At 43.8% G+C, this 25,213-nt stretch carries 30 protein-coding genes and 4 pseudogenes; 2 read left to right on the top strand and 32 right to left on the bottom strand.

Translation table 11 applies throughout. The features are described 5' to 3' along the window. Window positions 1–2 precede the first annotated feature (2 nt). The 5 genes from G4V62_RS12885 to glmU form a co-directional block, all read right to left on the bottom strand. Window positions 3–227 (bottom strand): anti-sigma-F factor Fin, encoded by a 225-nt coding sequence (locus G4V62_RS12885; protein WP_165202853.1) that lies wholly within the window; start codon window positions 225–227, stop codon window positions 3–5. A 61-nt stretch (window positions 228–288) separates the two neighbouring features. After that, window positions 289–864 (bottom strand): aminoacyl-tRNA hydrolase, encoded by a 576-nt coding sequence (gene pth, locus G4V62_RS12880; protein ID WP_165202851.1) that lies wholly within the window; start codon window positions 862–864, stop codon window positions 289–291. A 70-nt stretch (window positions 865–934) separates the two neighbouring features. Further along, a complete protein-coding gene (locus G4V62_RS12875; RefSeq protein WP_165202849.1) occupies window positions 935–1,549 on the bottom strand; it encodes a 50S ribosomal protein L25/general stress protein Ctc in 615 nt (204 codons plus the stop codon). 84 nt (window positions 1,550–1,633) lie between these two features. Continuing rightward, window positions 1,634–2,590: a ribose-phosphate diphosphokinase gene (locus G4V62_RS12870; protein WP_165202847.1), complete on the bottom strand. Its 957-nt coding sequence runs from the start codon at window positions 2,588–2,590 to the stop codon at window positions 1,634–1,636. 16 nt (window positions 2,591–2,606) lie between these two features. Next, window positions 2,607–3,977 carry a bifunctional UDP-N-acetylglucosamine diphosphorylase/glucosamine-1-phosphate N-acetyltransferase GlmU gene (gene glmU / locus G4V62_RS12865; protein WP_165202845.1) on the bottom strand — a complete coding sequence of 457 codons (1,371 nt, stop codon included), beginning with the start codon at window positions 3,975–3,977 and terminating at the stop codon, window positions 2,607–2,609. A 115-nt stretch (window positions 3,978–4,092) separates the two neighbouring features. On the opposite strand from glmU, the gene G4V62_RS12860 reads away from it, so the two are divergent. Continuing rightward, on the top strand, window positions 4,093–4,869 hold the full coding sequence (locus G4V62_RS12860) for a polysaccharide deacetylase family protein (protein WP_165202843.1): 777 nt from the start codon (window positions 4,093–4,095) through the stop codon (window positions 4,867–4,869). A gap of 69 nt (window positions 4,870–4,938) precedes the next feature. On the opposite strand, the gene spoVG is transcribed toward G4V62_RS12860, so the two are convergent. The 13 genes and pseudogenes from spoVG to metG form a co-directional block, all read right to left on the bottom strand. Further along, on the bottom strand, window positions 4,939–5,229 hold the full coding sequence (spoVG, locus tag G4V62_RS12855) for a septation regulator SpoVG (RefSeq protein ID WP_165202841.1): 291 nt from the start codon (window positions 5,227–5,229) through the stop codon (window positions 4,939–4,941). A gap of 192 nt (window positions 5,230–5,421) precedes the next feature. Continuing rightward, on the bottom strand, window positions 5,422–5,802 hold the full coding sequence (locus G4V62_RS12850; RefSeq protein WP_165202839.1) for a RidA family protein: 381 nt from the start codon (window positions 5,800–5,802) through the stop codon (window positions 5,422–5,424). A gap of 5 nt (window positions 5,803–5,807) precedes the next feature. Then, window positions 5,808–6,646: pseudogene (gene purR, locus G4V62_RS12845) on the bottom strand (pur operon repressor). A gap of 60 nt (window positions 6,647–6,706) precedes the next feature. Then, the gene (gene ispE / locus G4V62_RS12840) at window positions 6,707–7,573 is read right to left on the bottom strand and encodes a 4-(cytidine 5'-diphospho)-2-C-methyl-D-erythritol kinase (RefSeq protein WP_165202837.1); all 867 of its coding nucleotides are present in this window, start codon (window positions 7,571–7,573) and stop codon (window positions 6,707–6,709) included. Window positions 7,574–7,779: 206 nt separating this feature from the next. Continuing rightward, window positions 7,780–7,965 carry a small, acid-soluble spore protein, alpha/beta type gene (locus tag G4V62_RS12835; RefSeq protein ID WP_165202835.1) on the bottom strand — a complete coding sequence of 62 codons (186 nt, stop codon included), beginning with the start codon at window positions 7,963–7,965 and terminating at the stop codon, window positions 7,780–7,782. Between the two features lie 95 nt (window positions 7,966–8,060). Continuing rightward, the gene (veg, locus tag G4V62_RS12830) at window positions 8,061–8,330 is read right to left on the bottom strand and encodes a biofilm formation stimulator Veg (RefSeq protein WP_165202833.1); all 270 of its coding nucleotides are present in this window, start codon (window positions 8,328–8,330) and stop codon (window positions 8,061–8,063) included. A gap of 179 nt (window positions 8,331–8,509) precedes the next feature. Beyond that, window positions 8,510–9,379: a sporulation peptidase YabG gene (yabG, locus tag G4V62_RS12825; protein ID WP_165202831.1), complete on the bottom strand. Its 870-nt coding sequence runs from the start codon at window positions 9,377–9,379 to the stop codon at window positions 8,510–8,512. Between the two features lie 62 nt (window positions 9,380–9,441). After that, complete coding sequence (gene rsmA / locus G4V62_RS12820; RefSeq protein ID WP_165202829.1) at window positions 9,442–10,332, bottom strand: 16S rRNA (adenine(1518)-N(6)/adenine(1519)-N(6))-dimethyltransferase RsmA; 891 nt, start codon at window positions 10,330–10,332, stop codon at window positions 9,442–9,444. After that, window positions 10,325–10,897 carry a ribonuclease M5 gene (gene rnmV, locus G4V62_RS12815; protein WP_165202827.1) on the bottom strand — a complete coding sequence of 191 codons (573 nt, stop codon included), beginning with the start codon at window positions 10,895–10,897 and terminating at the stop codon, window positions 10,325–10,327. Before rnmV ends, rsmA begins: the two co-directional genes overlap by 8 nt. A gap of 264 nt (window positions 10,898–11,161) precedes the next feature. Continuing rightward, complete coding sequence (locus tag G4V62_RS20640; protein WP_312855495.1) at window positions 11,162–11,659, bottom strand: 3D domain-containing protein; 498 nt, start codon at window positions 11,657–11,659, stop codon at window positions 11,162–11,164. Continuing rightward, entirely contained in the window at window positions 11,656–12,390 is a 735-nt protein-coding gene (locus G4V62_RS20635; protein WP_212508775.1) for a ubiquitin-like domain-containing protein, read from the bottom strand. Before G4V62_RS20635 ends, G4V62_RS20640 begins: the two co-directional genes overlap by 4 nt. Window positions 12,391–12,607: 217 nt before the next feature. Next, window positions 12,608–13,381 carry a TatD family hydrolase gene (locus tag G4V62_RS12805; protein WP_165202825.1) on the bottom strand — a complete coding sequence of 258 codons (774 nt, stop codon included), beginning with the start codon at window positions 13,379–13,381 and terminating at the stop codon, window positions 12,608–12,610. Between the two features lie 701 nt (window positions 13,382–14,082). Next, window positions 14,083–16,065 carry a methionine--tRNA ligase gene (metG, locus tag G4V62_RS12800; protein ID WP_165202823.1) on the bottom strand — a complete coding sequence of 661 codons (1,983 nt, stop codon included), beginning with the start codon at window positions 16,063–16,065 and terminating at the stop codon, window positions 14,083–14,085. A gap of 374 nt (window positions 16,066–16,439) precedes the next feature. Here metG and abrB point away from each other — a divergent pair, with 374 nt between their 5' ends. Then, the gene (gene abrB, locus G4V62_RS12795; protein ID WP_165202821.1) at window positions 16,440–16,721 is read left to right on the top strand and encodes a transition state genes transcriptional regulator AbrB; all 282 of its coding nucleotides are present in this window, start codon (window positions 16,440–16,442) and stop codon (window positions 16,719–16,721) included. Between the two features lie 28 nt (window positions 16,722–16,749). Here the strand turns inward: abrB and rsmI are convergent, their stop codons facing one another. The 14 genes and pseudogenes from rsmI to G4V62_RS12730 form a co-directional block, all read right to left on the bottom strand. Continuing rightward, window positions 16,750–17,637 (bottom strand): 16S rRNA (cytidine(1402)-2'-O)-methyltransferase, encoded by an 888-nt coding sequence (gene rsmI, locus G4V62_RS12790; RefSeq protein ID WP_165202819.1) that lies wholly within the window; start codon window positions 17,635–17,637, stop codon window positions 16,750–16,752. Then, window positions 17,585–17,908, bottom strand: coding sequence for a GIY-YIG nuclease family protein (locus tag G4V62_RS12785; protein ID WP_165202817.1), 324 nt, complete (start codon window positions 17,906–17,908; stop codon window positions 17,585–17,587). Before G4V62_RS12785 ends, rsmI begins: the two co-directional genes overlap by 53 nt. Then, on the bottom strand, window positions 17,898–18,629 hold the full coding sequence (locus G4V62_RS12780) for a tRNA1(Val) (adenine(37)-N6)-methyltransferase (RefSeq protein WP_165202815.1): 732 nt from the start codon (window positions 18,627–18,629) through the stop codon (window positions 17,898–17,900). Before G4V62_RS12780 ends, G4V62_RS12785 begins: the two co-directional genes overlap by 11 nt. Window positions 18,630–18,708: 79 nt before the next feature. Further along, a pseudogene (locus tag G4V62_RS12775) lies at window positions 18,709–19,117 on the bottom strand (RNA-guided endonuclease TnpB family protein); the annotation flags it as partial. Further along, a pseudogene (gene tnpA, locus G4V62_RS12770) lies at window positions 19,113–19,402 on the bottom strand (IS200/IS605 family transposase); the annotation flags it as partial. The pseudogenes tnpA and G4V62_RS12775, both read right to left, overlap by 5 nt. A 230-nt stretch (window positions 19,403–19,632) precedes the next feature. Then, a complete protein-coding gene (gene yabA / locus G4V62_RS12765) occupies window positions 19,633–19,977 on the bottom strand; it encodes a DNA replication initiation control protein YabA (RefSeq protein WP_165202813.1) in 345 nt (114 codons plus the stop codon). A 10-nt stretch (window positions 19,978–19,987) separates the two neighbouring features. Next, window positions 19,988–20,818, bottom strand: a complete 831-nt coding sequence (locus G4V62_RS12760) for a PSP1 domain-containing protein (RefSeq protein WP_165202811.1) — start codon at window positions 20,816–20,818, stop codon at window positions 19,988–19,990. Between the two features lie 3 nt (window positions 20,819–20,821). Next, the gene (gene holB / locus G4V62_RS12755; RefSeq protein ID WP_165202809.1) at window positions 20,822–21,811 is read right to left on the bottom strand and encodes a DNA polymerase III subunit delta'; all 990 of its coding nucleotides are present in this window, start codon (window positions 21,809–21,811) and stop codon (window positions 20,822–20,824) included. Between the two features lie 24 nt (window positions 21,812–21,835). Then, entirely contained in the window at window positions 21,836–22,165 is a 330-nt protein-coding gene (gene darA, locus G4V62_RS12750) for a cyclic di-AMP receptor DarA (protein WP_165202807.1), read from the bottom strand. Further along, complete coding sequence (gene tmk, locus G4V62_RS12745; protein ID WP_165202805.1) at window positions 22,162–22,812, bottom strand: dTMP kinase; 651 nt, start codon at window positions 22,810–22,812, stop codon at window positions 22,162–22,164. Before tmk ends, darA begins: the two co-directional genes overlap by 4 nt. A 14-nt stretch (window positions 22,813–22,826) precedes the next feature. Then, window positions 22,827–23,090: an Orn/Lys/Arg family decarboxylase gene (locus G4V62_RS19965; RefSeq protein ID WP_246218436.1), complete on the bottom strand. Its 264-nt coding sequence runs from the start codon at window positions 23,088–23,090 to the stop codon at window positions 22,827–22,829. A gap of 303 nt (window positions 23,091–23,393) precedes the next feature. Further along, window positions 23,394–24,214 (bottom strand): annotated as a pseudogene (locus G4V62_RS19960) (aminotransferase class I/II-fold pyridoxal phosphate-dependent enzyme); the annotation flags it as partial. 64 nt (window positions 24,215–24,278) lie between these two features. Further along, a complete protein-coding gene (locus G4V62_RS20345) occupies window positions 24,279–24,413 on the bottom strand; it encodes a hypothetical protein (RefSeq protein ID WP_281359521.1) in 135 nt (44 codons plus the stop codon). 239 nt (window positions 24,414–24,652) lie between these two features. After that, window positions 24,653–24,838 (bottom strand): sigma factor G inhibitor Gin, encoded by a 186-nt coding sequence (locus G4V62_RS12730; protein ID WP_165202799.1) that lies wholly within the window; start codon window positions 24,836–24,838, stop codon window positions 24,653–24,655. Window positions 24,839–25,213 lie beyond the last annotated feature (375 nt).

The raw sequence follows: 25,213 nt of genomic DNA, 5'->3' as shown, positions 1-25,213 counted from the left end.
CCTTATTGTATGAAGCGCTCCATTTGGTGATACTCAGGTATTCTAACGAGCGCTTCCTCGCAGCTTTCACAAATGCACTTAATGTGAGTCGCTCCTGAATGTTCAACAACCATCTGTGTCTGTTCTTCCAAGCTTAAATCATGAAGCCCAAGTCGTTTGACTGTATCACGTGTCTTAGGAAGTCGGCCGATTTCTACACCACAGTGCCGGCATTGATAAATAAGCATATATGTCCCTCCTGGCAACAAGAATTTGGCCTACTCCCATTATGAGCCAGGAGGGATTAAACTATTCTATCATTTTTTGATTGAATGTATTCATCACTTGATCAAACGGTTGTTTAGCCCAAGCTTCACATGCGTCTGCACTATGAGCAATCGCCCGCTCAACAGCAACAAGCTCATCAGAATGAAAAGGCTGCAATACATAATCAACGACGGATACATGCTCAGGTGGCCGCCCTACACCCATTCGTATTCGCTTGAACGATTGTGTACCTAAATGAGCGATGAGCGATTTCATGCCGTTATGACCACCTGCTCCTCCTTTATGCCGAAGGCGGATACGCCCTGGCGACAAATCCATATCATCGTAAATGACGAGCAGATCGTCCTCTGGCACGAGTGAAAAAAAATCCATAGCCGGACGAACACATTCACCTGATAAATTCATATAAGTGAGCGGTTTAATCAGCAATAGGTCTTCCCCGTTGAGGTGAACTTTCTCGTAATGACCGTTCCATTTCTCTCTATTTAAACGCGCTCCGAATCGCTTTGCTAACTCATCGATCACCATAAAACCAATATTATGTCTCGTTTTTTCATACTTTAAGCCCGGGTTTCCTAATCCAACAATACACTTCACAAAGGTCCCTCCGTCTATACTCTTCCGAAAAAGGCGTCCCTTTTTTCAGGCACGCCTTTCCTGTCTTTATTTATTCACTCTCTTCTCCGGAAGCTTCCTCTGTGCTTTCAGAAGCTTCTCCAAGCTCATCCTCTGTTGATGGTGGCTGAATAGTGAGAATCGTCGTCTCTGGGTCAGTCAGAATTTCATAATTGCCGTCTGCGGTAAGCTCTCCTACATTAATTGAATCATTAATCTCTAGTTCGCTAATCGCAATGTGAATGCTTTCAGGCACATCCGCTGGCTTTGCACGTACTAGCAAGTTATGCTCAAGGTGCTGTACGACACCGCCTTCTTTAGCCCCTTTTGCTTCCCCATCAAGCACAACGGGTACTTCAACTTCAACGTCGGCTTTCATATCAACAGCAATAAAGTCGGCATGCACAACTTGATCCTTTAGAGGGTCTAATTCAATATCATGCAGCATCACTTGAACGTTTTTTCCGTCTTCAATGGCTAAATCCAACACGCCTGTCCGTCCAGCTTCACGAATCGTTTTCACAAACTCAGCATAACTAACAGCCACACTCGTGTTTTCCATGTTATATCCATAGACAACTGCTGGGAAAAAACCTTCGTTACGTAACGTTGTTATGATTGATTTTTGACCAATTGATCTAGGTTTTGCATGTAATGTATGTGCCACTTCGGTCACTCCTATTATGATATGGTTTTATGTCACTTCATAGCTTTTCCCTTTTTCATGCTATTTAAAACGACTTTTTATGCCTTAATCAAACAGGGTGCTCACGGAGAGCTTCTCATGTACACGGATAATTGCTTCTGCGATCAGTGGAGCTACTGAAAGCTCAGTAATCTTTGGTGTTCGTTTTGCATCTGGAAGGGCAATTGAATTTGTTACAACCAATTCTTTTATTTTGGAGCTCTCGATACGTTCAATCGCAGGCCCCGAAAGAACTGGATGAGTACAACAAGCATACACTTCTTTGGCACCATTTTCAATGAGGGCGTTTGCTGCCAGCGTAATCGTTCCTGCTGTATCAATGATGTCGTCAATCAAAATCGCCGTTTTTCCTTCGATATGCCCGACAATATTCATGACTTCTGCTACATTTGGCATTGGTCGCCTTTTGTCGATAATCGCGATAGGGGCTTTCAGTCGATCAGCCATTTTTCGTGCTCTCGTCACACCGCCGTGATCTGGAGAAACAATGACGGTGTCTTCAAAATTCTTTTCGCTAAAGTACTCCGATAAAATCGGAACGCCTAGCAAATGATCAATCGGAATGTCAAAAAATCCTTGAATTTGCGGTGCATGCAGATCTAGTGTAATGAGTCTAGAGGCGCCCGCAGTTTCGATTAAGTTTGCCACAAGCTTTGACGTAATTGGCTCACGTGCCCTTGCCTTCCGATCTTGTCTAGCATACCCGTAATATGGAATGACAATATTAATTGTTTTTGCCGACGCTCTCTTTAAAGCGTCGATCATAATAAGGAGCTCCATAATATGCTGATTGACGGGATCTGATGTAGACTGAACGACATAAACATCGCACCCGCGAATGCTTTCTTCAATATTAATTTGAATTTCCCCATCACTAAAGCGTGTGACCGAGCATGCACCTAGCTCGGTGCCAATGTGCTCAGCAATCTCTTTGGCGAGCTCTGGATTCGAATTTAAAGTAAATACCTTTAAATTTGAATCAAGGTATTGGTTTGACGACATGTTTTACCCTCCGTTTTTAATCCTGTTTCTTCGTCTCAGTGTACCCTTCCTTATTGACTTGGCGACTTCGAGCAATCGATAGTGCGTGAGCGGGCACATTTTCTGTAATGGTAGACCCAGCAGCAACAAGTGCCTTTTCACCGACTTTGACTGGCGCAACTAAATTTGTGTTACAACCAATGAAAGCACCATCGTCAATATGTGTCTGATGCTTTTTATTTCCATCGTAATTCACCGTAATTGAGCCGCACCCTACATTTACGTCCTTCCCGATAACAGCATCGCCGAGATAGCTTAAATGGGCTGCTTTGCTCCCCTGACCAAAAGTAGTTTTCTTCACCTCGACAAAATTGCCGATGCGACAAGCATCACCAATAAAGGCTTTTCCACGTAGATGAGCGTAAGGACCAATTTCTACATGATCTCCGACTTCACTATCATAAACGACAGATTGTTTGATTGTAGAACCGTTACCAACGGTCGCATCCTTTAGCTCCGTATGAGGGCCAACTGTACAATCTTCACCAATCGTTGTCTGTCCTTGCAACGTCGTCCCCGGTAACAACACAGTGTCTCGACCAATCGTTACACTCGCTTCGACATACGTATTATCAGGATCAACAATTGTCACACCCTGCCTCATATGATGTTCAAGAATCCGTTTTCTCATCACCTTTTCAGCCGCGGCAAGCGCCACTCTATCATTGACGCCGATGGTTTCATGAAAATGCTCCGCCTCATATGCGGCAACCGTCCATCCACGAGCCTGCATTAAATGTATACAGTCTGGTAAATAATATTCTTGCTGACTATTCTCGTTGTCAACATGTGTCAACGTTTCAAAAAGAGCTTGGTTGTCAAAACAATATGTTCCCGTATTAATCTCTTGAACGAGCCTTTCCTCTTCGGTGGCATCCTTATGCTCAACAATTCGCTCTACGATATTCTGCTCGTTTCGGATCACGCGCCCATAACCATCAGGTGCCGTCGTACGAGCCGTTAAAACTGTCGCTTTCGCTCCAGTCGCCTCATGTTTTTCAAACAGCTTTGTGATCGTGTCATTGGTGAGCAGCGGGGTGTCTCCACAAATCACGAGTGTCACACCCGATTTCCCTTCAAGCTGCTCTCTTACTTGCATGACCGCGTGAGCTGTCCCGAGCTGTTCTTCCTGCAGCACGAACTGAGAGCGGTCCTCTAGCACGGTTTGAACTTCTTCAGCTCCGTGACCGACGACCGTAATGATCTCGTTCATATTGATCGGCTGCAGCGCATCAATGACATGTGTCACCATAGGCTTTCCGCATATTGGATGCAATACTTTGTATAGCTTTGATTTCATCCGTGTCCCTTTTCCCGCTGCCAACACAACAGCGTACCGTTCACTCATGAGCTACCTCCAACGGGATAAATTTTATAGCCAAGCTTTCATTTAATATGGGTATCTAATCAATAAAACTATATCTTAAAAAGCCCTTGTTTTCAAGGAAAGGAGAAGAAAGCCAATGAGAGGGAGACCTCAAAAAAAAGTACGGTCACTCATCAGTATAGCGCTCGTTATATTGACGATCACGTCACTCACGTTCAGTTATTTTCCAAAGGAATCGACAGCTGCACAAATTGATTTTTCCGCCTTGTATCCTGACACCGTTTTTCGTAACGGCAGTCAAACGACACAGCCCGTCGTTGCTCTAACATTTGATGACGGACCCGATCCTCGCTACACGTCACAAATCCTTGATGTCTTAAAAAAATATGATGCGAAAGGGACGTTTTTTGTAATTGGTGATAAAGCGAAAAATGATCCAGACATCCTCCAGCGCATGGAGGAAGAAGGACACGTGATCGCCAACCACACGACGAGTCACATTCGAATTAGCAAGACAGATTCTTCTGAAGTGCTACAGGAGGTCGTTGATACAGACGACATTATTTTTAACGCCGTGCAAAAAACACCGCTATTTTTCAGGCCACCTTTTGGAGAATTAACGATAGAAACTGTTACCTCCCTCCAAGCAGCAGACAAAAAGATCATTTTATGGTCAATTGACACGGAGGATTGGAAGGAAAGGCCAGCGGACGACATCGTCGCCACTGTAAAGAAAGACATTGAGCCAGGTGCCATCATTCTCATGCACGACGGCGGCGAATTGTCACAAGACCTGCAGAATACTGTCAAAGCCTTGGATCAGTTATTACAAGACCTCTCCACCGACTATGATTTTGTCACGGTTGAAGAGCTTCTCAACGAAAAGGCTTATATTGAAAATGAGACCGCTTAATGTCCTAACGATAAAAAAGAGAGCTACCCTAAGGAGTTATTCTCCTTTGGGTTGCCCTCTACTATCGCATTAAGAAGCACCAGCTTCTTCATATTCTTCTTCAATGGCTCCTGCTTTGTGATATTCAGCTAAAACTGCATCTTGGATCTTTCCACGAGTATTCGAGTTAATTGGATGAGCAATGTCTCTGAACTCCCCATCAGGTGTCCGCTTGCTTGGCATGGCAACAAAAAGACCATTGTTCCCATCAATAACACGAATATCATGAACAACAAATTCGTGATCGAGTGTGATGGATGCAATCGCTCTCATTCGTCCCTCGGTATTCACGCGGCGTAATCTAACGTCTGTCACTTCCACTTTATGTCACCACCTTTTCCCTGTAAAAAGACTTATTCCCAATTATTCAACACAATATTCTGAAATCCTTCCTCCAAAAAAAATTTTTCCTAATGATTTACGCTTTAGGAAAAAGAATACTTAATAAATCCTACTAAAAACATTAAAAAACTCCTTTTCCACCTGTTTAGGCGTAAAGGAGTTGTCCATGTTTTATGCATTTGTTACGAGGGCAATGACTTCGATTTCAACTTGGACATCCTTTGGAAGCCTTGCAACTTCTACACATGATCGTGCTGGCTGATGATCTTTAAAATAAGAGCCGTACACGTCATTCACATCCGGAAAATGATTCATATCACTCAAGAAGACTGTCGCTTTAACGACAGAAGATAGCGATGCGCCTGCAGCGTCCAGTACAGCCTCGAGGTTTTTAAACACTTGATGTGTTTGCGCAACCACATCACCTTCTACAAGCTCACCTTCAGCAGTGAGTGGAATTTGACCGGAGCTATAAAACAAGTTGTTCACGACGATCCCTTGAGAATACGGTCCAATGGCTTCCGGCGCTGCTTTTGTATAAACAGGTTTCATAATGCTTATTCCTCCTTTTTAGATGTTGCTTCAAAGAGCGTGCCTCGACTTACTTGAATATGGTCTGACTCAGCATTAACATCAAGCAACCGCACTAAAGAAACATATTCATCGACCAACCGTACTTTTCCTTCCCCTTCTGCTTCAATAAGTACACCAATACCGACAAGTTGAGATTGAAATTCTTCTATCATACTAATCATGCCTTTAATTGTTCCGCCAGCCTTCATAAAATCATCGATGATCAGCACCCGACTACCTTCCTGTAAACTACGCTTCGCCAATACCATTGACTGAATGCGATTGGTAGATCCTGACACATAATTAATCGATACCGTCGACCCTTCAGTGACTTTACTATCCCGACGAACAATAACCACTGGGACCCCTAAATGATGAGCAACTGCGTAAGCTAAAGGAATCCCTTTTGTCGCAACAGTCATGACAACGTCCACAGACTCGGCCGCGAAATGAGCTGCAAACAGGCGAGCTGCACGATGAATTAAATTTGTATCGCCTAAAAGATCGGCCAAATATAAATAATTCCCTGGGAGAATCCGATTCGCCTCCGTCAGCCTCTCGGTGATCTCTTTCACAACAGAAGCGGCCTCCTTCTGTTGAAAAACAGGCATATACTTGACGCCACCAGAAGCTCCCGGAACTGTATGCAAGGAGCCAATACCTTGATCCTCAAACGTCTTTTTTACGAGGGCGAGATCCTCACTAATGGAGGATTTAGCTGCATCATACCTCTCCGCAAAAAAGTCAAAGACGTAAGCTGGCGTGGATGCTGAAGTAAATAATGCGTCATATCAACAAGCCGACCGCTGCGCCTGAACTTCATCGCACAACCTCCAAAAAACCGAATATTTAATCCAAATTGTATCAATTCATACGTGTTTCATCAAGTTAAGTGTGGCTCGCCATCCATACGAATGGTGTACACTTGGTCACAAAAACCACGTAATCCGTTATATAAACGATGCATTCGGGATTCATGCTGAACTAATGCGTAGACCGTTGGACCACTCCCACTCATTAAAACAGCATCTGCCCCAAATCGCTGCATCTGCTCTTTGATCAAAGCAACTTGCGGATACATGCTCATCGTCACCGGCTCGAGCACATTACCAAGGAGCGCACATATTTGATCATAATCTTGGCGGTACAAGGCATCCATCATTCCTTCGACATCCGGATGCTTGATGCGATCAATTTGCAGCTTGCCGTACACATCGCCTGTCGATACACCGATGACTGGCTTGGCGAGCACGACCCAACACGAAGGGGGTGGCGGTAACGGCGTAATGACCTCACCTCGACCTGTCGCTAATGCTGTTCCCCCATGAACACAAAACGACACGTCTGAGCCAATTTCTGCACCAAGCTCAGCTAACTCCGATAAAGACAATTTTAACTTCCATAACCGATTCAGTCCCCGCAACACAGCTGCAGCGTCACTGCTTCCTCCTGCCAATCCAGCGGCTACAGGAATTCGCTTGTGCAATACGATGTGCACACCTTCTTGAATAGAAAAGCGCTCTTTTAACAGCTTGGCTGCCCGAAATGCTAAATTCCTTTCGTCATTTGGCACAAATTGGTGCTGTGAAGTTAACACGATTTGATCAGACGTCCCTTCGATTAATTCAATCCGATCAGCTAAATCAACGGTCGTCATCACCATCTTCACTTCATGATACCCATCTGGCCGTTTATGCAAAACATCCAAGGATAGATTAATTTTAGCTGGGGCTTTCATAAACAGCTTCACAATGTCACCTCCACTAACCAACAAACGAACTGCATCGTACTTTATAACCTTTCGCTATTTTATCATAAAAATCCGCTCTGCCTGTACCAATCAATTAAAAATTACGAAGAGTTTTGTGTCGCCTTGTTCATCAGACGAAGCACGTCTTCATTGATCTCTTACTAAAAAATAAAAACGCCGGGAATCCCCGGCGTACTGCTTCCAAATTAACGGTTGTTTTTTTCTTTAGCAAGATAGGCCTCGGCCATTTCGATCGCTCGCTTCGTCATTGAGCCAGCTTCTCTAGCCTTTATGCCTCCCCATCCTTCTTTTTGGACAGTATCGTAAAAACCAAGCTCTTTTGCTAGCTCTTCTTTAAACTCCGGAGACATAACGCCTCTTTTTCTTCCCAATCGAAAAACCCCCTTTGGTGAACAGCATCATTAGTATGTTTCACCGCAAAGGATAGTATGTTAAAAAACCAAAGAAAAAAGCAGCAAACAAATGTCTACTGCCCGCTCAACGATAGTTTTTCTTGATTGTCTTCAAAGAACATAAGCTCTACTGTTTCAGTAAGAACATCTGCGTAGCTGTAAGAAACGCGTTCAAACGAATTCTCTTCCTGATCCAACTCAACAATAAAAACTGATGGGTAAGTTTCAGCAAGGATTCCTGCGCGTTCAACTGTTTTTCTGCGACCTCCATTTGCCTTCAATACGAGCCGCTGCCCTAGATGGCCATCCAAAGTTCTTTTGATGTCCGTCAACGTTTTTCCCACTCACAACCACCTCACTGGATTTAGTATACCACAACCCCCTAACTAAGTCAAAATAAATTTAACATTATATCAAGGGCGCCGCTAAAGTGTCAACAGATTTATACTTATTTTTGCGGATTTTATTTATTTAATTTATCCAGTGCTGAGAAAAATATGTGTAGCTCTATCATTTTGTTGCTTTACGAAAAACTTTCAGAAGGTGAATATGGAAGCCCCAGCCTTAATAAACCGCGACTTTCAACACCGCCAAGTCCTTTCTCACCGCTTAATGTGTTTTTTAAAACGTCCCACGTATTCACCTGCTCCGTAAACGAGGTGAAGCTGAGCTTGGCAACGACATACACAGGATCAAGCGCATGAATGTTCACTCGCCCAGGTGACGAAGCATAATTCGCCCCAGCTCGGATTAACGATTCAAAATGCGACTGACAAGCACCTGCAAAAATAGCGAGCTGATCTAAATGAGGCATACGTCGTCGCGCCTCGTACACCGTTTTGGCAAAATATCTTGAGTTGCGATAAGCTTTTAACTCGCTTTTTTCTCCCTTACTTTTCACGTATGCATCATGACCAGTGATGACGAGAATATCGGGTCTGGCCAATTCTAACAGTCCTGTAATCTTATCTGGCATCTCTTCTTCCTTGATATGGACACTGTATACAGGAACTTCAAGCTTTTCATATAGCTTCATACATTTCTGTAAATAGACAGGGTCACCATCCAAATGAAGTACCTTTCCAGGCATCCGAAAGGGTTTTGTCTCACACGCAGATCTCATGCGTTGCTGATTTTTTTCATGTTGAAACAAATGATCCTGTCGAAAAAGGCGATAGGACATTTTCGCTTTTTCTGCAAAATAATGACGCTTTTCTTGCTTCTCTCGTTCGTCCACTCGCTCTAAATCGTGTAAAGGGGCATCAGCCATTAACCGAATCTCTTCTCCAAGAAGATCAGCTACAGGTGGATCATTTTTTATGCCCACCACCCGAAAAAGGAGATCTTTGTTATATGAAATTCGCGCAACAATCTCACCGACTTGCAATTGCATCCCACTCCCCCTACCGTCCAATGACTTCCACATTAGTCTATGACGGCATTGGAAAATCGTGATTATGGCCTGAAGCGCTCATACAGAAGATTAGAAAGCTGGGCAAACTCCGCAATAGAGAGCGTTTCTGCTCGACGGCTACCATCAATCGCTCCCAGCGCTAAAGTGTCCTGTACGTCAGCCTTTGAAAGCGCAGGAAGGCCGTTCGGCACAGACAATGATATTAAATTGTTTAATAGCGTTTTTCGACGCTTGGCAAAAGCTGTGCGTACGACCGTGAAGAAAAAGTTTTCATCACGAATCGTGACTGGAGGCTCTAGTTTTCGATCTAAACGGAGCACGACCGAATCGACCTGTGGCGCTGGGACGAATACCGTTTTAGGCACCTTTAAAGCAACATGCACGTCTGTATAATACTGAACAGCAATTGATAAAGAGCCGTACGCCTTCGATCCTGGAGAAGCAACCATCCGCTCGCCTACTTCTTTCTGGAGCATAATAACAAGACAATCTAATGGAAGCCGAGCTTGGAGAAGCTTCATCACAATAGGCGTCGTGACGTAATATGGCAAATTAGCAACAACTTTAATCGTTTTATAGGAAGACAGCTTTTCTGTAATCATCTTCAATACATCCGCTTCTAAAATATCCTCATGGATCACTTCAACATTGTCATACGGCTGAAGTGTTTCATCTAAGATCGGTAGCAGCCTGTTGTCAATTTCATAAGCAACGATCTGACCTGCTGTTCGTGCAAGGTGCTCAGTCAATGCGCCAATCCCAGGGCCAATCTCAATGACCGCATCGTCCTTAGACAGCTCTGCCGCCTTCGTAATGCTATGCAAAATATTGGGGTCAATTAAAAAGTTCTGACCTAAGCTTTTTTTAAAAGAAAACCCATGACGCTTTAAAATGTCTTGGGTTCGTGTGTAGGTTGCAATATCTTTAGGCATCCCTAGTCTCCTCTAATTGAATTTGCTCTACTGCCTTGTAAAATTCTTCTGCAGTAATATGAAACTGAATCAGGCGTTGGTACATCTGCTTCCCATTTGCGTATCCGAGGTGCAGAAGCTGTCCTAACCGCGCTCTTCGCTTCCTGCCACGATCTCCCCCGACCATGCCAGCTCGCACAAAATCAGCCCATGTAATTGGCTCAGTCGTCTGCTCGGATAAAGGCGACGGTTCCGCAACATGACGTAGAGCCGTCCGAATGGCTTCTCGTGTCGCATGCTCAACGCCCAGGCTTTGATGAGCACTTGCACGGGCGTCCTTTTGATCGATAAACGCATGTTTAGCCATCGGCACTCTTTGAGAAATCATTTGACGAATCCGCTGGCCTGGATAATCAGGATCCGTTAAGACGATGATGCCCCTAACCTCCTGCGCACGCTCTATACGTGTAAGCACTTCTTCAGAAAGCGCCGAACCATTTGTCTCAATGGTATCAGCCTCCACCGCACGCTGGATGGCCTGTGTATCTGATTTTCCCTCAACAACAATCATTTCTTTGATTTTCAAAAAAAATTCCTCCGAAAGTGAAACTTTTTCGATTTGTAAACCGTCTATATAACGAATCGTCCACCCAATGCCCCGTATATTATACGGGGCTTCCATTCAAAAGAAAAGCGACGGATGAACCTCGGAGCGTCCGTAAATGAAAGTTAGGATTAAAATCCCTCAAAACTGGATATTGTATAAACAAACCACGATTTCGCACGTAGAACATTCAATTAAAAAAGCCCAGCCTCTCAGCTGGACCTCAATCGCAACATTTAACAAACACTACTCTAGAATGCGAACCTTTAAGTTTTTAACACCCCAAGAATAGGCTTTTTGTTTGCTTGGGAAAAATACATCAATACGATTTCCTTTGATTGCAGAGCCAGTATCGGCAGCAACAGCTTCTCCATAACCTTCAACATACACTTTCGTTCCCAAAGGAATGACGTTAGGATCGACTGCAATAACTTTCGCATCAGGATTGGCTCGTAAATCATATCCGGTAGCTGTTTTCCCCGAGCACCCTGTACAATAGGCGGTATACGCGGTGCTCTTCACATAAATCTCTTTTCCTCCAGAGGAGCTTCCTCGTGAAGGCTGGCTAGAAACAGGATCGGCTGAGGCAACTATCACAGGGGCCTTACTGCCAAGCGCAACGATTTTATCCTGGCCTTTCTTTACGACGTTCTCCTCTACCAATGTACGAGAAACTTCCTTGCCATTTTCCAAGGTCACTTCATAATGCTTTTCTACAATTCGTGACGCTCCATATTGCTTCACTTTCTTCGTTCCCTGCGGAAGGGACTTGTCATTTTTTGTAACTGTGGCAAACCCGTGTTTTCTTCCACTACATCGGTGACTTTTTCTACACGAGTGATTTGAACATTGTCCTCCTTAGAAAGCATTTCGTCTAGCGCTGGCTCTACTTTATCATGCTTTTCTAAAGCAATATTCTGGTCACGTAAAAAATCAGCGACCGTAGTCGAAGTCGTCATCACTTCTTTTTCCTTTTTCCCACCAATTTGCACATTGACAGCAAAGGCTTTCTCTATCGCAATCTCATTATTCAATTCGTTTAGCGGCGTATCAGCAGAAACACTGACCTTATCGTTTTCACCGATGGGCAACGCATCGCGCTCCAGCAAATCACCTACAGTAGCCGCTGTCGTCCAGATTTCATCGACCTCCTTGCCATCCTCTAACACAGTGACTTTATGAGCTGGCTGCCACACGACACGCATCTCATTAAACACCTTTGTATTTTTTGAGGGGACAAGAATATCTTGCTCTTTCGGCTGTATAGATGCTTGCTCAAGCACTTCTTCCACAGTTGATGCATGAGTACGCAAAGTTACTTTTTCTCCATCCTTGTTCAAAACAACGGACGATTTCGTCACTTCAAACATGAGAAGAGAAAAGATCGACAAAAACGCGATGATAGACAAAATGCTAACAAAAAGCGTCTTTTTTAATGATGGGGTACTCATTACATTCCGAATTTTATCTGACATGCTTTCACACGCCTCCTTTAACACGGAGTGATTATAAGCAGGTCCTCCCGCAATGTCAAGTGCCCATGTCACGAATTGTACGTCACATTATAAGAGGACGAGAGCATTTGTAAAAGGAAAACCGCTCGACAAAAAAGGCGGCTCCGTGTTGACATATCAAGGGTTTTGTCGACCTTGACGATAAGTAACTTTGATCTTGTCGCAAACGACAAAAAATTTATTCAGAAATTCCGAACAAACGACATGCATTGTCGTACGTTTGTTGGGCAATTTTTTCAACAGATTCATTTCTCAGCTCAGCAATTTGCTCAGCAATCAAACGGACATACGCTGGTTCATTCCGCTTTCCTCGGTATGGATGCGGAGCTAAAAATGGACAATCTGTTTCAATCAAAAGACGATCAGACGGCACTATCTTAGCCACCTCTTTCGGTAGCTTCGCATTTTTAAACGTCACTGGACCACCAAGAGAGATATAAAAATTCATGTCCAGACATTCCCGAGCGACGTCTTCATCCCCCGCAAAGCAGTGCATGATTCCACCAACCTCTGCGGCATTTTCTGCCTTAAGCACATCGACAACGTCCCTCGTTGCATCCCGATTATGAATGATGATCGGTAGCTTGTGCTTCTTTGCCAGCTGAATTTGTCGGGCAAAAACTTCTTTTTGAATCGCCTTTGGTGACTTGTCCCAATAATAATCAAGACCCATCTCACCTAAAGCCACCACTTTGTCATGGGAAGCCAATGTGTCAAGCCACTGAAAATCCTCCTGCACAAAATCGATCGCGTCAACAGGATGCCAACCAACCGCCACATAAACAGACTCGTGCATTTCACTAAACGAAAGTGCACTACGAATCGTTTCACGGTCAAAGCCAACAACCACCATTTTCTCGACACCCGCTTCGCGAGCTCTCAAGAAAACCTCATCGCGATCTTCCAAGAATTGATCCACATTCAAGTGAGTATGCGTATCAAATAACTTCATCACATTCCCTCCAACAATTCTGAGTTAGTCTAGCACACAAACGTTTCAAGACCCTTTCACAAAAATTTCATTTTAGTTACAAATACAGAAAAGCGACGGCGAGTACGCTTTGAAGTGCAGGACAGAACATCGCTTGGCTGAGAAATGGATTCCCACATTTCTCAAGACAAGAGATTTCTGCTCCGGAACTTCAGCGAGCCACAGCTAGACAATAAAGAAAAGCGGAGTGGTGCACGCTTAGAAACGCAGAACAGAACATCATTTGGCTGAGAAATGGCTCTTTCATTTCTCAAGACAAAGGATTTCTGCTTCGCAGTTTCTGCACCCCGCAGCTAGACAATACAGAAAAGCGGAGTGACGCATGCTTTGAATCGCAGGACAGAACATCACCTGACCGAGAAATGGATTCCCACATTTCACGAGTCAGGGGATTTCTGCTCCGCAGATTCAGCGTCACGCAGCTAGACAATAAGAAAAGCGGAGCGGTGCACGCTTTGAATCGCAGGACAGAACATCACCTGACCGAGAAATGGATTCCCACATTTCACGAGTCAGGGGATTTCTGCTTTCCAACAGCACCTTTACCAAGTCTTTTTTTGAGACAGCACCCAACTTTCCCCATCCCACAATTTCCATTAAAAAAAGCTGCTGTACAGATCAATCGCAAGATCTGTACAGCAGAAAAAATACACTTGTTTCGTTTAGGAAATAACTGTTCCGTTTGGAAGGTTTTGATCCAATGTTGCCAAGGATAGCACACCGTTTTCTTCTCCTGCAAGAATCATCCCTTGAGACAGCTCACCACGCAGCTTTACAGGTTCCAAATTGCAAACACAGATCACTTTTTTCCCTTCTAAATCTGCCACTGAGTAATGCTTGGCAATGCCTGAAACGACCTGTCTTGTCTCAAAACCTAAATCCAATTGGAGCTTCAATAATTTATCCGCTTTTTTCACCGGCTCCGCCTTCAACACTTCGGCAACCCGAAGCTCTACCTTGCGAAAATCTTCAATCCCAATGGACTCACTTCGTTCAACTTTTTCAGCTTCAGAAACTGATGTTTCCTCTTTTTTAGGGGCGTTTGCCCTCATATCACTAAGAATATTTTCAATTTCTACGTCTTTGTCTAAACGAGGGAAGATTGGCTTCGCTTTTTGTACAGTTATAGAAGATTGAATCGCGCCAAAGCGCTCCAACGACGACCAAGTGCTTAACGAATCATCCGTACAGCCGAGCTGTCGTCTCATTTCGACCGAAGCAGTTGTAAAGAAGGGCTCGAGCATAATTGAAATCATTCGTAACGATTCAGCTAAATGATACAACGTCGATTGCAGCTGCTCCTTTTTGCTTTCATCTTTTGCAAGTGCCCATGGCATTGTCTCGTCAATATATTTATTCGTACGACGAACAAACTCCCATACCGATGAAAGCGCTACGGAAAATTCGAACTTGTCCATCGCTTCCTCATACGCACGGACAGTATTTTCAGCCATTTGCTCTACATCGTGATCTGTTTCGTTGACTAGTCTGTTGACTACAGGCAAGACGCCACCTTCATACTTATGAATCATCGCAATCGTACGATTCAATAAATTTCCAAGGTCGTTCGCCAAATCATAATTGACACGATCGATAAACCCTTCTGGTGTAAATACACCGTCTGAACCAAAAGGAACCTCCCGCAATAAATAATAGCGGAACGTATCTAAGCCATAACGATCCATCAAAGACACGGGATCAATGACATTTCCTTTTGACTTAGACATCTTTCCATCTTTCATTAAAAACCAGCCGTGCGCAAAAACCTTTTTAGGAAGAGGAAGGTCTAAAGCCATGAGCATGATCGGCCAGTAAACAGTATGGAAACGCGCGATATCCTTACCGACCAAATGCACATCTGCTGGCCAATATTTTTTGTACTTCTCACCATGCTCTGACCCGTACCCTAACGCAGAAATGTAATTAAATAAAGCATCGATCCAAACGTACACGACGTGCTTAGGATTCTCAGGTACTTTTACCCCCCAATCAAAAGACGTCCTCGATACTGCCAAATCTTCCAGTCCTGGCTTAATAAAGTTGTTAATCATCTCTTGTTTAATGGAGGCTGGCTGGATAAAATCTGGATTTTGGTCATAATATGCAAGCAAACGATCCGCATATTTGCTCAGTTTAAAGAAATAACATTCTTCTTTAACAAGCTCAACTTCATGACCGCTGTCCGGGCTTTTTCCATCGATTAATTCGTGCTCTGCATAATACGTTTCATCAGGAACAGAATACCAGCCTTCGTATTCATCTAAATAAATATCGCCTTGGTCCATTAAACGCTGAAAAACGGCTTCTACGACTTGACGATGCCTCGGCTCTGTCGTTCGGATAAAATCATCATAAGTAATGTCGAGCTTTTTCCAAAGGTCTTGAATACCTTCAATCATACCATCTAAATATGTTAGCGGGGCGACCCCTTGTTCTTCCGCTTTTCGTTGTATTTTTTGACCGTGCTCATCGGTCCCTGTTAAATACATGACATCATATCCACGCATGCGCTTATAACGAGCGATCGCATCTCCTGCCACAGTGGTATAGGCATGCCCTATGTGAAGTTTACCGCTTGGATAATAAATGGGTGTCGTTAAATAAAATGTTTTTTGACTAGACACTACCTTTTCCTCCTCCGTCATATCGGTTCCATTTCTATGCTAACACGACTTCTCACGACTGTCTCTACCTTATAAAAAGGAGTGCGCCGTGGGATTCCATTCTTTTCTAGTTTTAGTTTTCTTCTAAAATATATACTCACGTGCATAACGATATTGTGTTTGTCGAATGATGTCACATATCATTCCAAATGATTTCCATTTAACGTTTAAGACCTTTTCAGCAGGGTAAAGAAAAGGAGAATATTTTTGTTTTAGTTTCCAATTATGGCGTGATAATTTAGCACGTCGAAAAACGTTGACGTGTTTGGGAAAGACTGGTACGATGTAAACACAAAAATAAAATGTCGAAACATGACGAAAATGGAACTTTGAACAAGGGAAGGAGATTATTTCAATTGAAATCTACGGGGATTGTAAGAAAGGTTGACGAGCTAGGACGGGTCGTAATTCCGATTGAGCTTCGTCGCACACTTGAAATTGCTGAAAAAGACGCTTTGGAGATTTATGTAGATGACGACCGCATCATCCTAAAGAAATATAAGCCAACGATGACCTGTCAAGTCACTGGTGAAGTTTCAGAGCAAAATTTTTCAATTGCTGGTGGCAAGATCGTTCTAAGTCATGAAGGCGCTGAAAAAGTGTTAGAAGAGTTAAAAAACCAACTCACCAATAATTAAAGCAAAAAGAGCACAACACCCGAGCCACTCAGGTGTTGTTTTTTTTGATTATTTTTAAATACTTACTCGTCGTGACATGGTAAGCACCGTATACTTCCCGCTTCGCCATCTGACGGTCTACAGCAGCTCGCTTGATCGCCGTCTTGTCTGTCTCACCTTTAGCCACATATGTTTTTACATGGTCATAAATTGACAGACCTTCCCACCATAATTCATCTTCCTTAGCTGATGCAACGCATCCATTAACAACGAAGCAACATTCTCCACGTGGCGCATGTTCATCAAAGTACTGTAAAAGCTCGGTAGGCGTGCCGCGATGAAACGTTTCAAATTTCTTGGTAAGCTCGCGCGCTACAGTCACTTGACACTCTGAAAAAGTCTCGTTTAACGCCGTTAACGTGTCTTTTACGCGGTGCGGTGACTCATAAAACACCCATGTCATTCCCCAGGCGGCGACTTCTTTCATACGATCCTTCTTTTCCTTCGACTTTCGAGGTAAAAATCCGACAAAGCCAAATGAATCTGTTGGCGAAGCTGAAGCAATAAGCGCAGTAATTGCAGCGTTCGCACCAGGGATCGGAACAACCGGAATCCCTTCACGGACGGCAGCGACAACAAGCTCATACCCTGGATCTGAAACCGCCGGCGTGCCTGCATCTGATACGAGAGCCACATTCTCGCCTTCTTTGATCCGTTCTAGGAGCACCTGCCCACTCTCTTCTTTATTGTGCTCATGATAGCTCGTAAGCGGCGTTCTTATCTCATAATGACGACATAGCTTTTGTGTCACCCGTGTATCCTCTGCTGCAATGACATCCACCTCTGACAAGATGCGCACCGCGCGGAAGGTCATATCTTCTAAATTACCGATCGGAGTGGCCACAAGATATAGCGTCCCTTGTTGCAATATGTCCATCTGCTTCCCTCCTGCTCTCCCATGCACGAATTAATTCCCATTTTTTCGCCTTGGACCAAGACTTCAGTTCAATTTCTCGGCGTAACGCGTCACGACATGTTGCTAGCCTTTCCTCGTATCGTAAAATGAATGGACCACGCCCACGTGTATATTTTGCGCCCTTTCCAGCACGATGACGAGCAAGGCGTGCCTTGACATCAACAGCATATCCTGTATAAAGCGATCCATCTCCACATTCAATCATATAGACGTAATGCCCCTTAGCATCCATAAATTTGTTGTCGTGCCTCCCTCGTATATTCCTCACCTTCATAAATGTATAAAGGCGGCAAGGTGACAAGCCCAGGCTTCCCATTTTTAATCCCTTCAATCAGCAACGTATTAGCTTCTTTCCCCATTCGTGGATAGACAAATTGCATCCGCTTCGGCTCAAGCCGCATCTCTTTCATACTTAAAAGAATTTCTACGAGACGTTCTGGACGATGCACCATTGCAAACTTTCCACCTGCACGCAACAACTGTGCCGCTGCACGGGTAACGTCATCTAATGTACACGAAACTTCATGACGAGCGATGGTTAAGTGGTCATTCTCATTATGATTAGCTTGTGCAGATACAGGAAAATAAGGCGGATTACAAGTGACGATATCAAAGCCGCCGTGGCCTAGACGAGACGTAATACTTTTCACATCTGCGTCAATCACATCTATGCGTTTATCCAAATGATTTAATTTCACACTACGCTTCGCCATCTCAACAAGTGGTTCTTGAATATCAACAGCAGTTAAATCACCTTTCGTCCGTTCACTTAATAACAATGGTACAGCCCCTGTGCCTGTACAAAGATCGACAAGCCGCCCTTTTTGAATGGGAACATAAGCAAATCGAGCAAGTAACACCGCATCTAAAGAAAAATTAAAGAAATGCGGACTTTGAATAATCTTCAACTCACTACCAGGTAAATAATCAACGCGTTCATCGGCTTGGTACATATCGTTACTCCTCTTATGATCAAACATTACATCGTATCATATATTCGTCATCCGCTTGAACTACCTCCACTTAAGCTGTTTAAAGTGGGAGATTCCTAAGAACACGAGCGTAACCGCCAGTTATTGATGAGGCTATCCCCGTAGTTCCTACGGTTAGAAGCCTTATCGCTTCGTTTTTAAGATTTTGTCCTGCGTTAATATCTCGATTGTGATGCGTACCACAAGAAGGGCAATCCCACTCACGAAGGTTGAGATTCTTAACGTCTTTATTTTGGTAGCCACAGCACGAGCAAAGTTGACTGGAAGCAAATGCTTTTGATGCAGCAACGACTTGCTTACCATACCATTTGGCTTTGTACTCAAGTATGGTTCTAAATTGTGACCATGATGCTTCACTGATGGCTTTAGCTAACTTCAATAGCGATGACATCGTGGTTTTTGATGATTTCAGTCGAGATTTTTTGCAAGTCGTCTGTTCTTGCATTCGCTTACTTGTGGAAAGTCCTTTTTAATCATTCGAGAACTTGCACTCTTGTAAGCATTAATGAACTTTGATCATTCAGTGTTTGGATGTGCTTTAAATAGAATGTGAATATGGTCATAATTATGATGCCATTCAACTAATGATATGTTGTATTTCTTGCCTCACTTTACAAACATATCATTTGCATAGTCAGACATGTCGTTGTCAAAAACATTTCTACGGTATGTCACAACGAATACAAGGTGGGAGTACATCAAGAACACTGCTGATTATGACCATCTAATTTCAGCCAAATATCAGCCTTTCTTTTGTATTAGACTGATGATATCCTAGCGCAAAAAAGAGACAGCTTTTTGAATTACGTCTAACCGGCATTCATCTCCCAATTACTCATGGGAAAGTCCTACACATTCCTTAATGTGGGAGTCTTCTGTCAGAAAACGATAAAAAACAGACCTGTAAAGAAAGTCCTGCCTCTACATTTAAGAAAGGCGGCTCTTGACAGGTCAAAATGTACTGCTATTTTTTGTTCAAAATGGACAAACAGAACAGGCAGTCTCCTTCTTTTCGAACACTTCCATAGTGGAGATTACATATATGAAAACCTTCCTGGTACAGCCGAGCCAAATTATCATAACCCTCACCAATATCCCAAGTTCGCGTCTTTTTTTTCGCTGGCGAAGGCTTTTCAGCTTCTACGGTCTTTTCCAGTCGCTGCCGAAGATGATCATTCTCCATAGTTAAGTGCTGGTTTTCCTCAAGGAGCGCAGCGATATGTTGCTTCAAATCACCCAGCTGCATGTACAATTGACCGATTTGCTCTTCCATATGGCTGACACGGTCAAAAACTTCTTTTTTTTCCAACAGTCCCACCTCATCTGTCAGCAACTTCGTTGGACACGGCTCCTTCAGCCACCAATTCCTCTAGAGAATACTCAACCGTTTTCTCTTCTTCCCTTAACTCAATCTGAACGAGGCGCTCCAACATATTTAATCCAGTCACGCGGCCTTGCCCAAGGCTCGTTTTTAACACTTGGCCAACATCCGGCAATTCTCGTTTTGCCTGCTCATATTCATCATTTTCATACTTTAGACAGCACATCAACCGCCCACACAATCCAGAAATCTTCGTCGGATTAAGTGACAAGTTTTGATCTTTAGCCATTTTAATCGAAACTGGCTCAAAATCGGCGAGAAATGTTGAACAGCATAGCATACGACCACACGGACCGATACCTCCTAGCATCTTCGCCTCATCCCTTACACCGATTTGACGAAGCTCAATGCGAGTCCGAAACACAGACGCCAAGTCTTTGACAAGATCGCGAAAATCGATACGGCCATCGGCTGTGAAGTAAAAAATGACTTTGTTGCGGTCAAATGTATATTCCACATCGACAAGCTTCATATCAAGGGTATGCTCCTCGATTTTCTGCACTCCGACGTCATAAGCTTCTTTGGCGGCACTTTTATTTTGTGCCACTGCATCAATATCCGCATCCGTCGCAATCCGCAACACCTTTTTTAATGGAAGAACGACATCATGCTGGTCGACTTCTCTGTCAGCAATGTCTACCTTTCCATATTCGATGCCACGAGCTGTCTCTACAATCACATATTGCCCTTTTTTTATGTCAAATCCCTGCGGATCAAAATAATAAAGCTTTCCGGCTTTTTTAAACCGAACCCCTACGACAGCATACAACCGCTATCCCTCCTGCAACCGAAATGCCATTTGCTCAAGGAGCAAAGGAATGTTCGCATTCACATCTAAATTCCTTCTGGTTTCAAGAATTACAGCGACCTGGTCAGCTGTTTTACGCTTTGACTGTTGAAGATGTTGACGATGAAGCACATCTTGCTGGTCTGGAAAGCTCAAACGCTCTGTTTCACCTGTTTGTACCATTAATATATCTCTATGCCATAAAAGAAGGATATCGAACAGCAGCGCTGGATGATCCGTATCCTTCAAAACGTTCAGCCAGTCCTCTTGGACAATAGGCAAGGTTTCTCTAGGTTGATCCACCAATGCCTTATTTAATTGTATCACTACATTTCGCGCAGTTGCAAACCACTCATCCTCAGCCCACGCAAGTGCCGTTGACGGATCTTGCGTAAGTGAAGACAACAGCGCTGCTTTCGCTTTACTGATGCCCTCTCCGTGAAGCTTTTGAAGTAAAGCCTCTCTCGATAACGGCTGAAAGGTCAACATTTGGCAACGCGAAAGAATCGTTTCCAGTAAACTAGACGGTCTTGATGTCAATAGAATAGCGACCGTATTGCGCTCAGGCTCTTCCAAAAATTTCAACAAACTGTTTGCTGCCTGTACTGTCAAAAGATGGGCTTCATGTACAAAATATACCTTTATACCTGCTTCCATACTTGTATATGAAAATTCTTTTTGCAAAGCACGAATTTGATCAATTTTAATGGACGCCCCATCTGGACGAACATCGTGCACGTCAGGGTGGTTCCCAGAAAGAACACGTCGACATTCTGAACATTCGCCACACGGCGACTCAGGCTGATGGCTCCTACAGAGCATTCGTTGGGCAAACAAAAGCGCTGCTTCGTCTATACGTGTCCCATCTGGTCCTGTAAAAATGTAGGCATGAGCGACACGTTGATGCAACAAGCTCTGATCAAGAACCTTACTCACTCTTGGTTGATCTTGCTTGAGGTCCTCCCAAGTCATCATTGGCATGGCTCCTCTCGCAACCCTTTAATACTGTTTAAAAGTTTCAATAGGTAGCACAAAAACCGTGGCACCACCGACTTCAATTTCAATGGGATACGGAACGTATGAATCCGCGTGTCCACCCATTGGTGAAACAGGTGACATAAACTGATCTCTAGACTTACAATTGTCGCGTATGACACGCAACGCTTCATTCACTTTATCATCTTCCACACCGATCATAAACGTTGTATTACCAGAACGTAAAAAACCACCAGTACTCGCAAGCTTCGTAGCTCGGAAACCATTTTCCACAAGTGCTTCCATAAGACGGTTACTGTCATCATCCTGAATGACGGCCATAATTAATTTCATTCGACCCACTCCCTTGATAAGGATGTTAATAAACGCAGGAAATCTTCCTCCACACGTTGTTGCACAATATCAATGTTTTGCGATGCATCAATACGTACGACACGCTCTTGGTCTGCTTGTGTGATCGACGCAAACATTTGGAAAACCTGTTGATGATAAGTCAAATCCTTTAACTCAATACGATCAAGTGACTCGCCGCTACGTTGATGAAGCCGACGTTTGCCCTCTTCTGCCGATAACATCAGCATGTATGTCCGATCTGGCGTAAGTCCTTGCGTAGCAAAGTGATTAATCTTGCGAAGGTCAGGGAGCATTTCTTCAGCGCCAGCTCCTTGATAGGCAATCGACGCATCAACAAAACGGTCACAAAGAACGACTTTCCCTGCTCGTAACGCAGGAAGGATGGTTTCACTAACATGCTGGGCTCTGGACGCTGCATACAGCAACACTTCTGTCTCTCTTGACATTTCATCATAAGATGGATCAAGCAATATGTGACGAACCGCATTCCCGATTGAGGTTCCCCCGGGTTCACGCGTAACAATGTGTGGAATATTTTTTTGTTCTAATACGTTATGCAATAGCTGAATTTGCGTGCTTTTTCCAGACCCGTCCGGACCCTCAAACGTCACAAATAATCCTTTCATATGGCAAACTCCCTTTACATATCAAACACTAACAGCTTTTGAGTCATATCTAACCCATCGCCCTGCAATGGATAATCAACGTCCATCAGGCTCTGAAGACTTTCTACATGCTTTTTTTGAATCGGCTCCCCTCGAATTAGCCAAGGAATACCCGGCGGATAAGGGGTCACCTGACCTGCGGCTATCCGACCTTCAGCTTCGTGGAAGGGCACACGCACTTCCCTTATTCCCTTCAAATCATGATAACTATATGGAAAACATATGGCGCTTGAATGCATCATCGGCTGCAAATTAACGTCACTATAATCCTCTGCTGTCAGTGATTGCAAAGCGCGCTGGATCCCTTCTAAGAGAGAGCACGCTGTCCACTGAATCTCAAGTCCACAGATGAGCAAGACATCTCGTCCTTCTGCAAACTCTGGGAAAATACCTTCTTTTTCTAACGCATTTTGAAAAGCTTTCCCAGCAAATCCTTTGGCTTGCAGAAGAATTTTCAAAGGATCATAAGGAGGTTCCATCGGTGCCTTTACAGCCAGACCTGGCACAGCCTGCAAGTCTTTCACAACTTGGTGGATCTCCCGCTGCAGCGCTATGGCATGACTGCTTGTCCAAGTAGCTAAATAATGACGGGCAGCATCTAAAGAAGCCATAATCACATATGAGGGACTTGATGATTGCAACATACGTAAGGCACGAGCAACATGAGATACAGCAACAAGGCTACTCTCAGTTACATGGAGATAGGCCCCCATCGTCATTGCTGGCAACATTTTATGCGCAGAATGAACGACAATATCAGCCCCCATATCTAACGCTGAAGGAGGAAAAGGATGCCCAAGTCTAAAGTGAACACCATGAGCTTCATCTACGAGTAAAGGCACACCGTGTTGACGAGCAAGGCGACCAATATCCGTTAAATCAATCGCTTTCCCATAATAGTTCGGGGTCATGACAATTAAAGCTTTCCCCCCTGGAAAACAAGCAAAAGCCTCTTCTATACCCGCTAATGTAACACCAGTAGCTTTGCCCGTTTCATCATCCACCTCTACAGGAACTAACACTGGGCGACATCCAGCAAGCTCTAGCGCATGAAACACTGACTGATGTGCATTTCGTTGCACATATACTAAATCCCCGGGCTACAGCAGGCAAGAATCATTGCTAAATTTCCGGCAGTACTCCCACCAACAAGAAAGAAACTTTGTCTCGTCCGAAAAAAATCTGTAAGTAACGCCTGCGCATCTTGAATAACTCCGGTAGGCGCGTGCAAATCATCTAGTCCTGAAATTTCCGTCATATCATAACGCAAAGAAGAACGAAGAGATTGAGGCAAAGATCCTAAGAGAGCGCCATTTTTATGGCCAGGCACATGAAAACTCGTTGGATTTTTTGCACTATGCATTTCTAGAGCTTCTACAAGAGGCTGCTGAAGTTGGTTCATCAATGACACGCTTTCTTTACTTTTATTATAACAGTCCCAAGCCCTTTTGCCCACGTTGAAAGCGTAAAGCATCTACCAGTAAACGATAGGACAGTGAACCTTCTGTTTGTTCTTGCTGATCTTCTCCAGCTAAAATGACATGCTGAAAATATGTATTCATTAAAAAAAAGCCAGTTTTGCACTGACTTTAGTTGCAGACAAAGCAAAGGCCATTCTTGCTTTTGTCTACACTTATTATGCGGCCGCTTAGCAACGATTCCAACTCCAACGTTCGGCCTGGCTTAAAAATGCTTATCAAGCTAAGCGAAGGCAAGCGAAAACGCGAATAGATCCTTTAATTCATGAGAAGACGAGCAACGACAGATGTAAGTGTTTGTCAACAGATTTTGCGCTGGCTTTTCATGTTGACATCGTTGACGCCGAAGCATCTTTTAATTTTTGAACGAGCTGCGAATAACTCGGATCTTCAGGTGGAGTATTTAAAATTCTTTGCTCGCATGTGGTACAAATAAATCGATGATATACATAAATGCCACGTTGCTTTTGTTCCTCACACACCACACACACGCCTTTATACTTCTCCATACAATCACCTCCCAACAACAGCTTTCCCAATTTACACAAAAAGATACACTGTGCTGACTATTCTTAAAGTATTGTATTTTCATAGTATGCCCAAAAAGGGCGGGCGTGTTTGACTTTAGAGAGATTTGAACAAAAAACAACAACATTATTCTTCTCCCGAAACGGGCGGGCGTGTAAAAAATGTGTCATATAAAGGCAAAAAAGACCCTTGACTTGGGGTCTTTATCATAAAAGTGATGATATCAAGAGAAATAAAATATAAACCATTCCTTCAAAACCAGATACCGACAAAGAAAGACTTTGAAGAGAAGGCCTCGATCGATTAGTATCGGTCAGCTTCACGTGTCGCCACGCGTCCACCCCCGACCTATCAAC

It is taken from the genome of Litoribacterium kuwaitense (assembly GCF_011058155.1).
GTDB classification, from domain to species: Bacteria; Bacillota; Bacilli; order Bacillales; family DSM-28697; genus Litoribacterium; species Litoribacterium kuwaitense.
This window is presented reverse-complemented; position numbering and strand designations above follow the sequence as displayed.

Excerpts from the sequence above, each read along its gene's own strand:
- G4V62_RS12885 (WP_165202853.1), bottom strand. The coding sequence starts at position 227 with ATGCTTATTTATCAATGCCGGCACTGTGGTGTAGAAATCGGCCGACTT.
- G4V62_RS12870 (WP_165202847.1), bottom strand. The coding sequence starts at position 2,590 with ATGTCGTCAAACCAATACCTTGATTCAAATTTAAAGGTATTTACTTTA.
- glmU (WP_165202845.1), bottom strand. The coding sequence starts at position 3,977 with ATGAGTGAACGGTACGCTGTTGTGTTGGCAGCGGGAAAAGGGACACGG.
- G4V62_RS12860 (WP_165202843.1), top strand. The coding sequence starts at position 4,093 with ATGAGAGGGAGACCTCAAAAAAAAGTACGGTCACTCATCAGTATAGCG.
- G4V62_RS12850 (WP_165202839.1), bottom strand. The coding sequence starts at position 5,802 with ATGAAACCTGTTTATACAAAAGCAGCGCCGGAAGCCATTGGACCGTAT.
- yabG (WP_165202831.1), bottom strand. The coding sequence starts at position 9,379 with ATGCAATTGCAAGTCGGTGAGATTGTTGCGCGAATTTCATATAACAAA.
- rsmA (WP_165202829.1), bottom strand. The coding sequence starts at position 10,332 with ATGCCTAAAGATATTGCAACCTACACACGAACCCAAGACATTTTAAAG.
- G4V62_RS20635 (WP_212508775.1), bottom strand. The coding sequence starts at position 12,390 with ATGTCAGATAAAATTCGGAATGTAATGAGTACCCCATCATTAAAAAAG.
- G4V62_RS12805 (WP_165202825.1), bottom strand. The coding sequence starts at position 13,381 with ATGAAGTTATTTGATACGCATACTCACTTGAATGTGGATCAATTCTTG.
- metG (WP_165202823.1), bottom strand. The coding sequence starts at position 16,065 with ATGACGGAGGAGGAAAAGGTAGTGTCTAGTCAAAAAACATTTTATTTA.
- rsmI (WP_165202819.1), bottom strand. The coding sequence starts at position 17,637 with ATGGACATATTGCAACAAGGGACGCTATATCTTGTGGCCACTCCGATC.
- G4V62_RS12785 (WP_165202817.1), bottom strand. The coding sequence starts at position 17,908 with ATGGATGCTAAGGGGCATTACGTCTATATGATTGAATGTGGAGATGGA.
- G4V62_RS12780 (WP_165202815.1), bottom strand. The coding sequence starts at position 18,629 with ATGTACCAAGCCGATGAACGCGTTGATTATTTACCTGGTAGTGAGTTG.
- holB (WP_165202809.1), bottom strand. The coding sequence starts at position 21,811 with ATGATGACTTGGGAGGACCTCAAGCAAGATCAACCAAGAGTGAGTAAG.
- darA (WP_165202807.1), bottom strand. The coding sequence starts at position 22,165 with ATGAAATTAATTATGGCCGTCATTCAGGATGATGACAGTAACCGTCTT.
- tmk (WP_165202805.1), bottom strand. The coding sequence starts at position 22,812 with ATGAAAGGATTATTTGTGACGTTTGAGGGTCCGGACGGGTCTGGAAAA.
- G4V62_RS19965 (WP_246218436.1), bottom strand. The coding sequence starts at position 23,090 with ATGCATTCAAGCGCCATATGTTTTCCATATAGTTATCATGATTTGAAG.
- G4V62_RS20345 (WP_281359521.1), bottom strand. The coding sequence starts at position 24,413 with ATGAATACATATTTTCAGCATGTCATTTTAGCTGGAGAAGATCAGCAA.
- G4V62_RS12730 (WP_165202799.1), bottom strand. The coding sequence starts at position 24,838 with ATGGAGAAGTATAAAGGCGTGTGTGTGGTGTGTGAGGAACAAAAGCAA.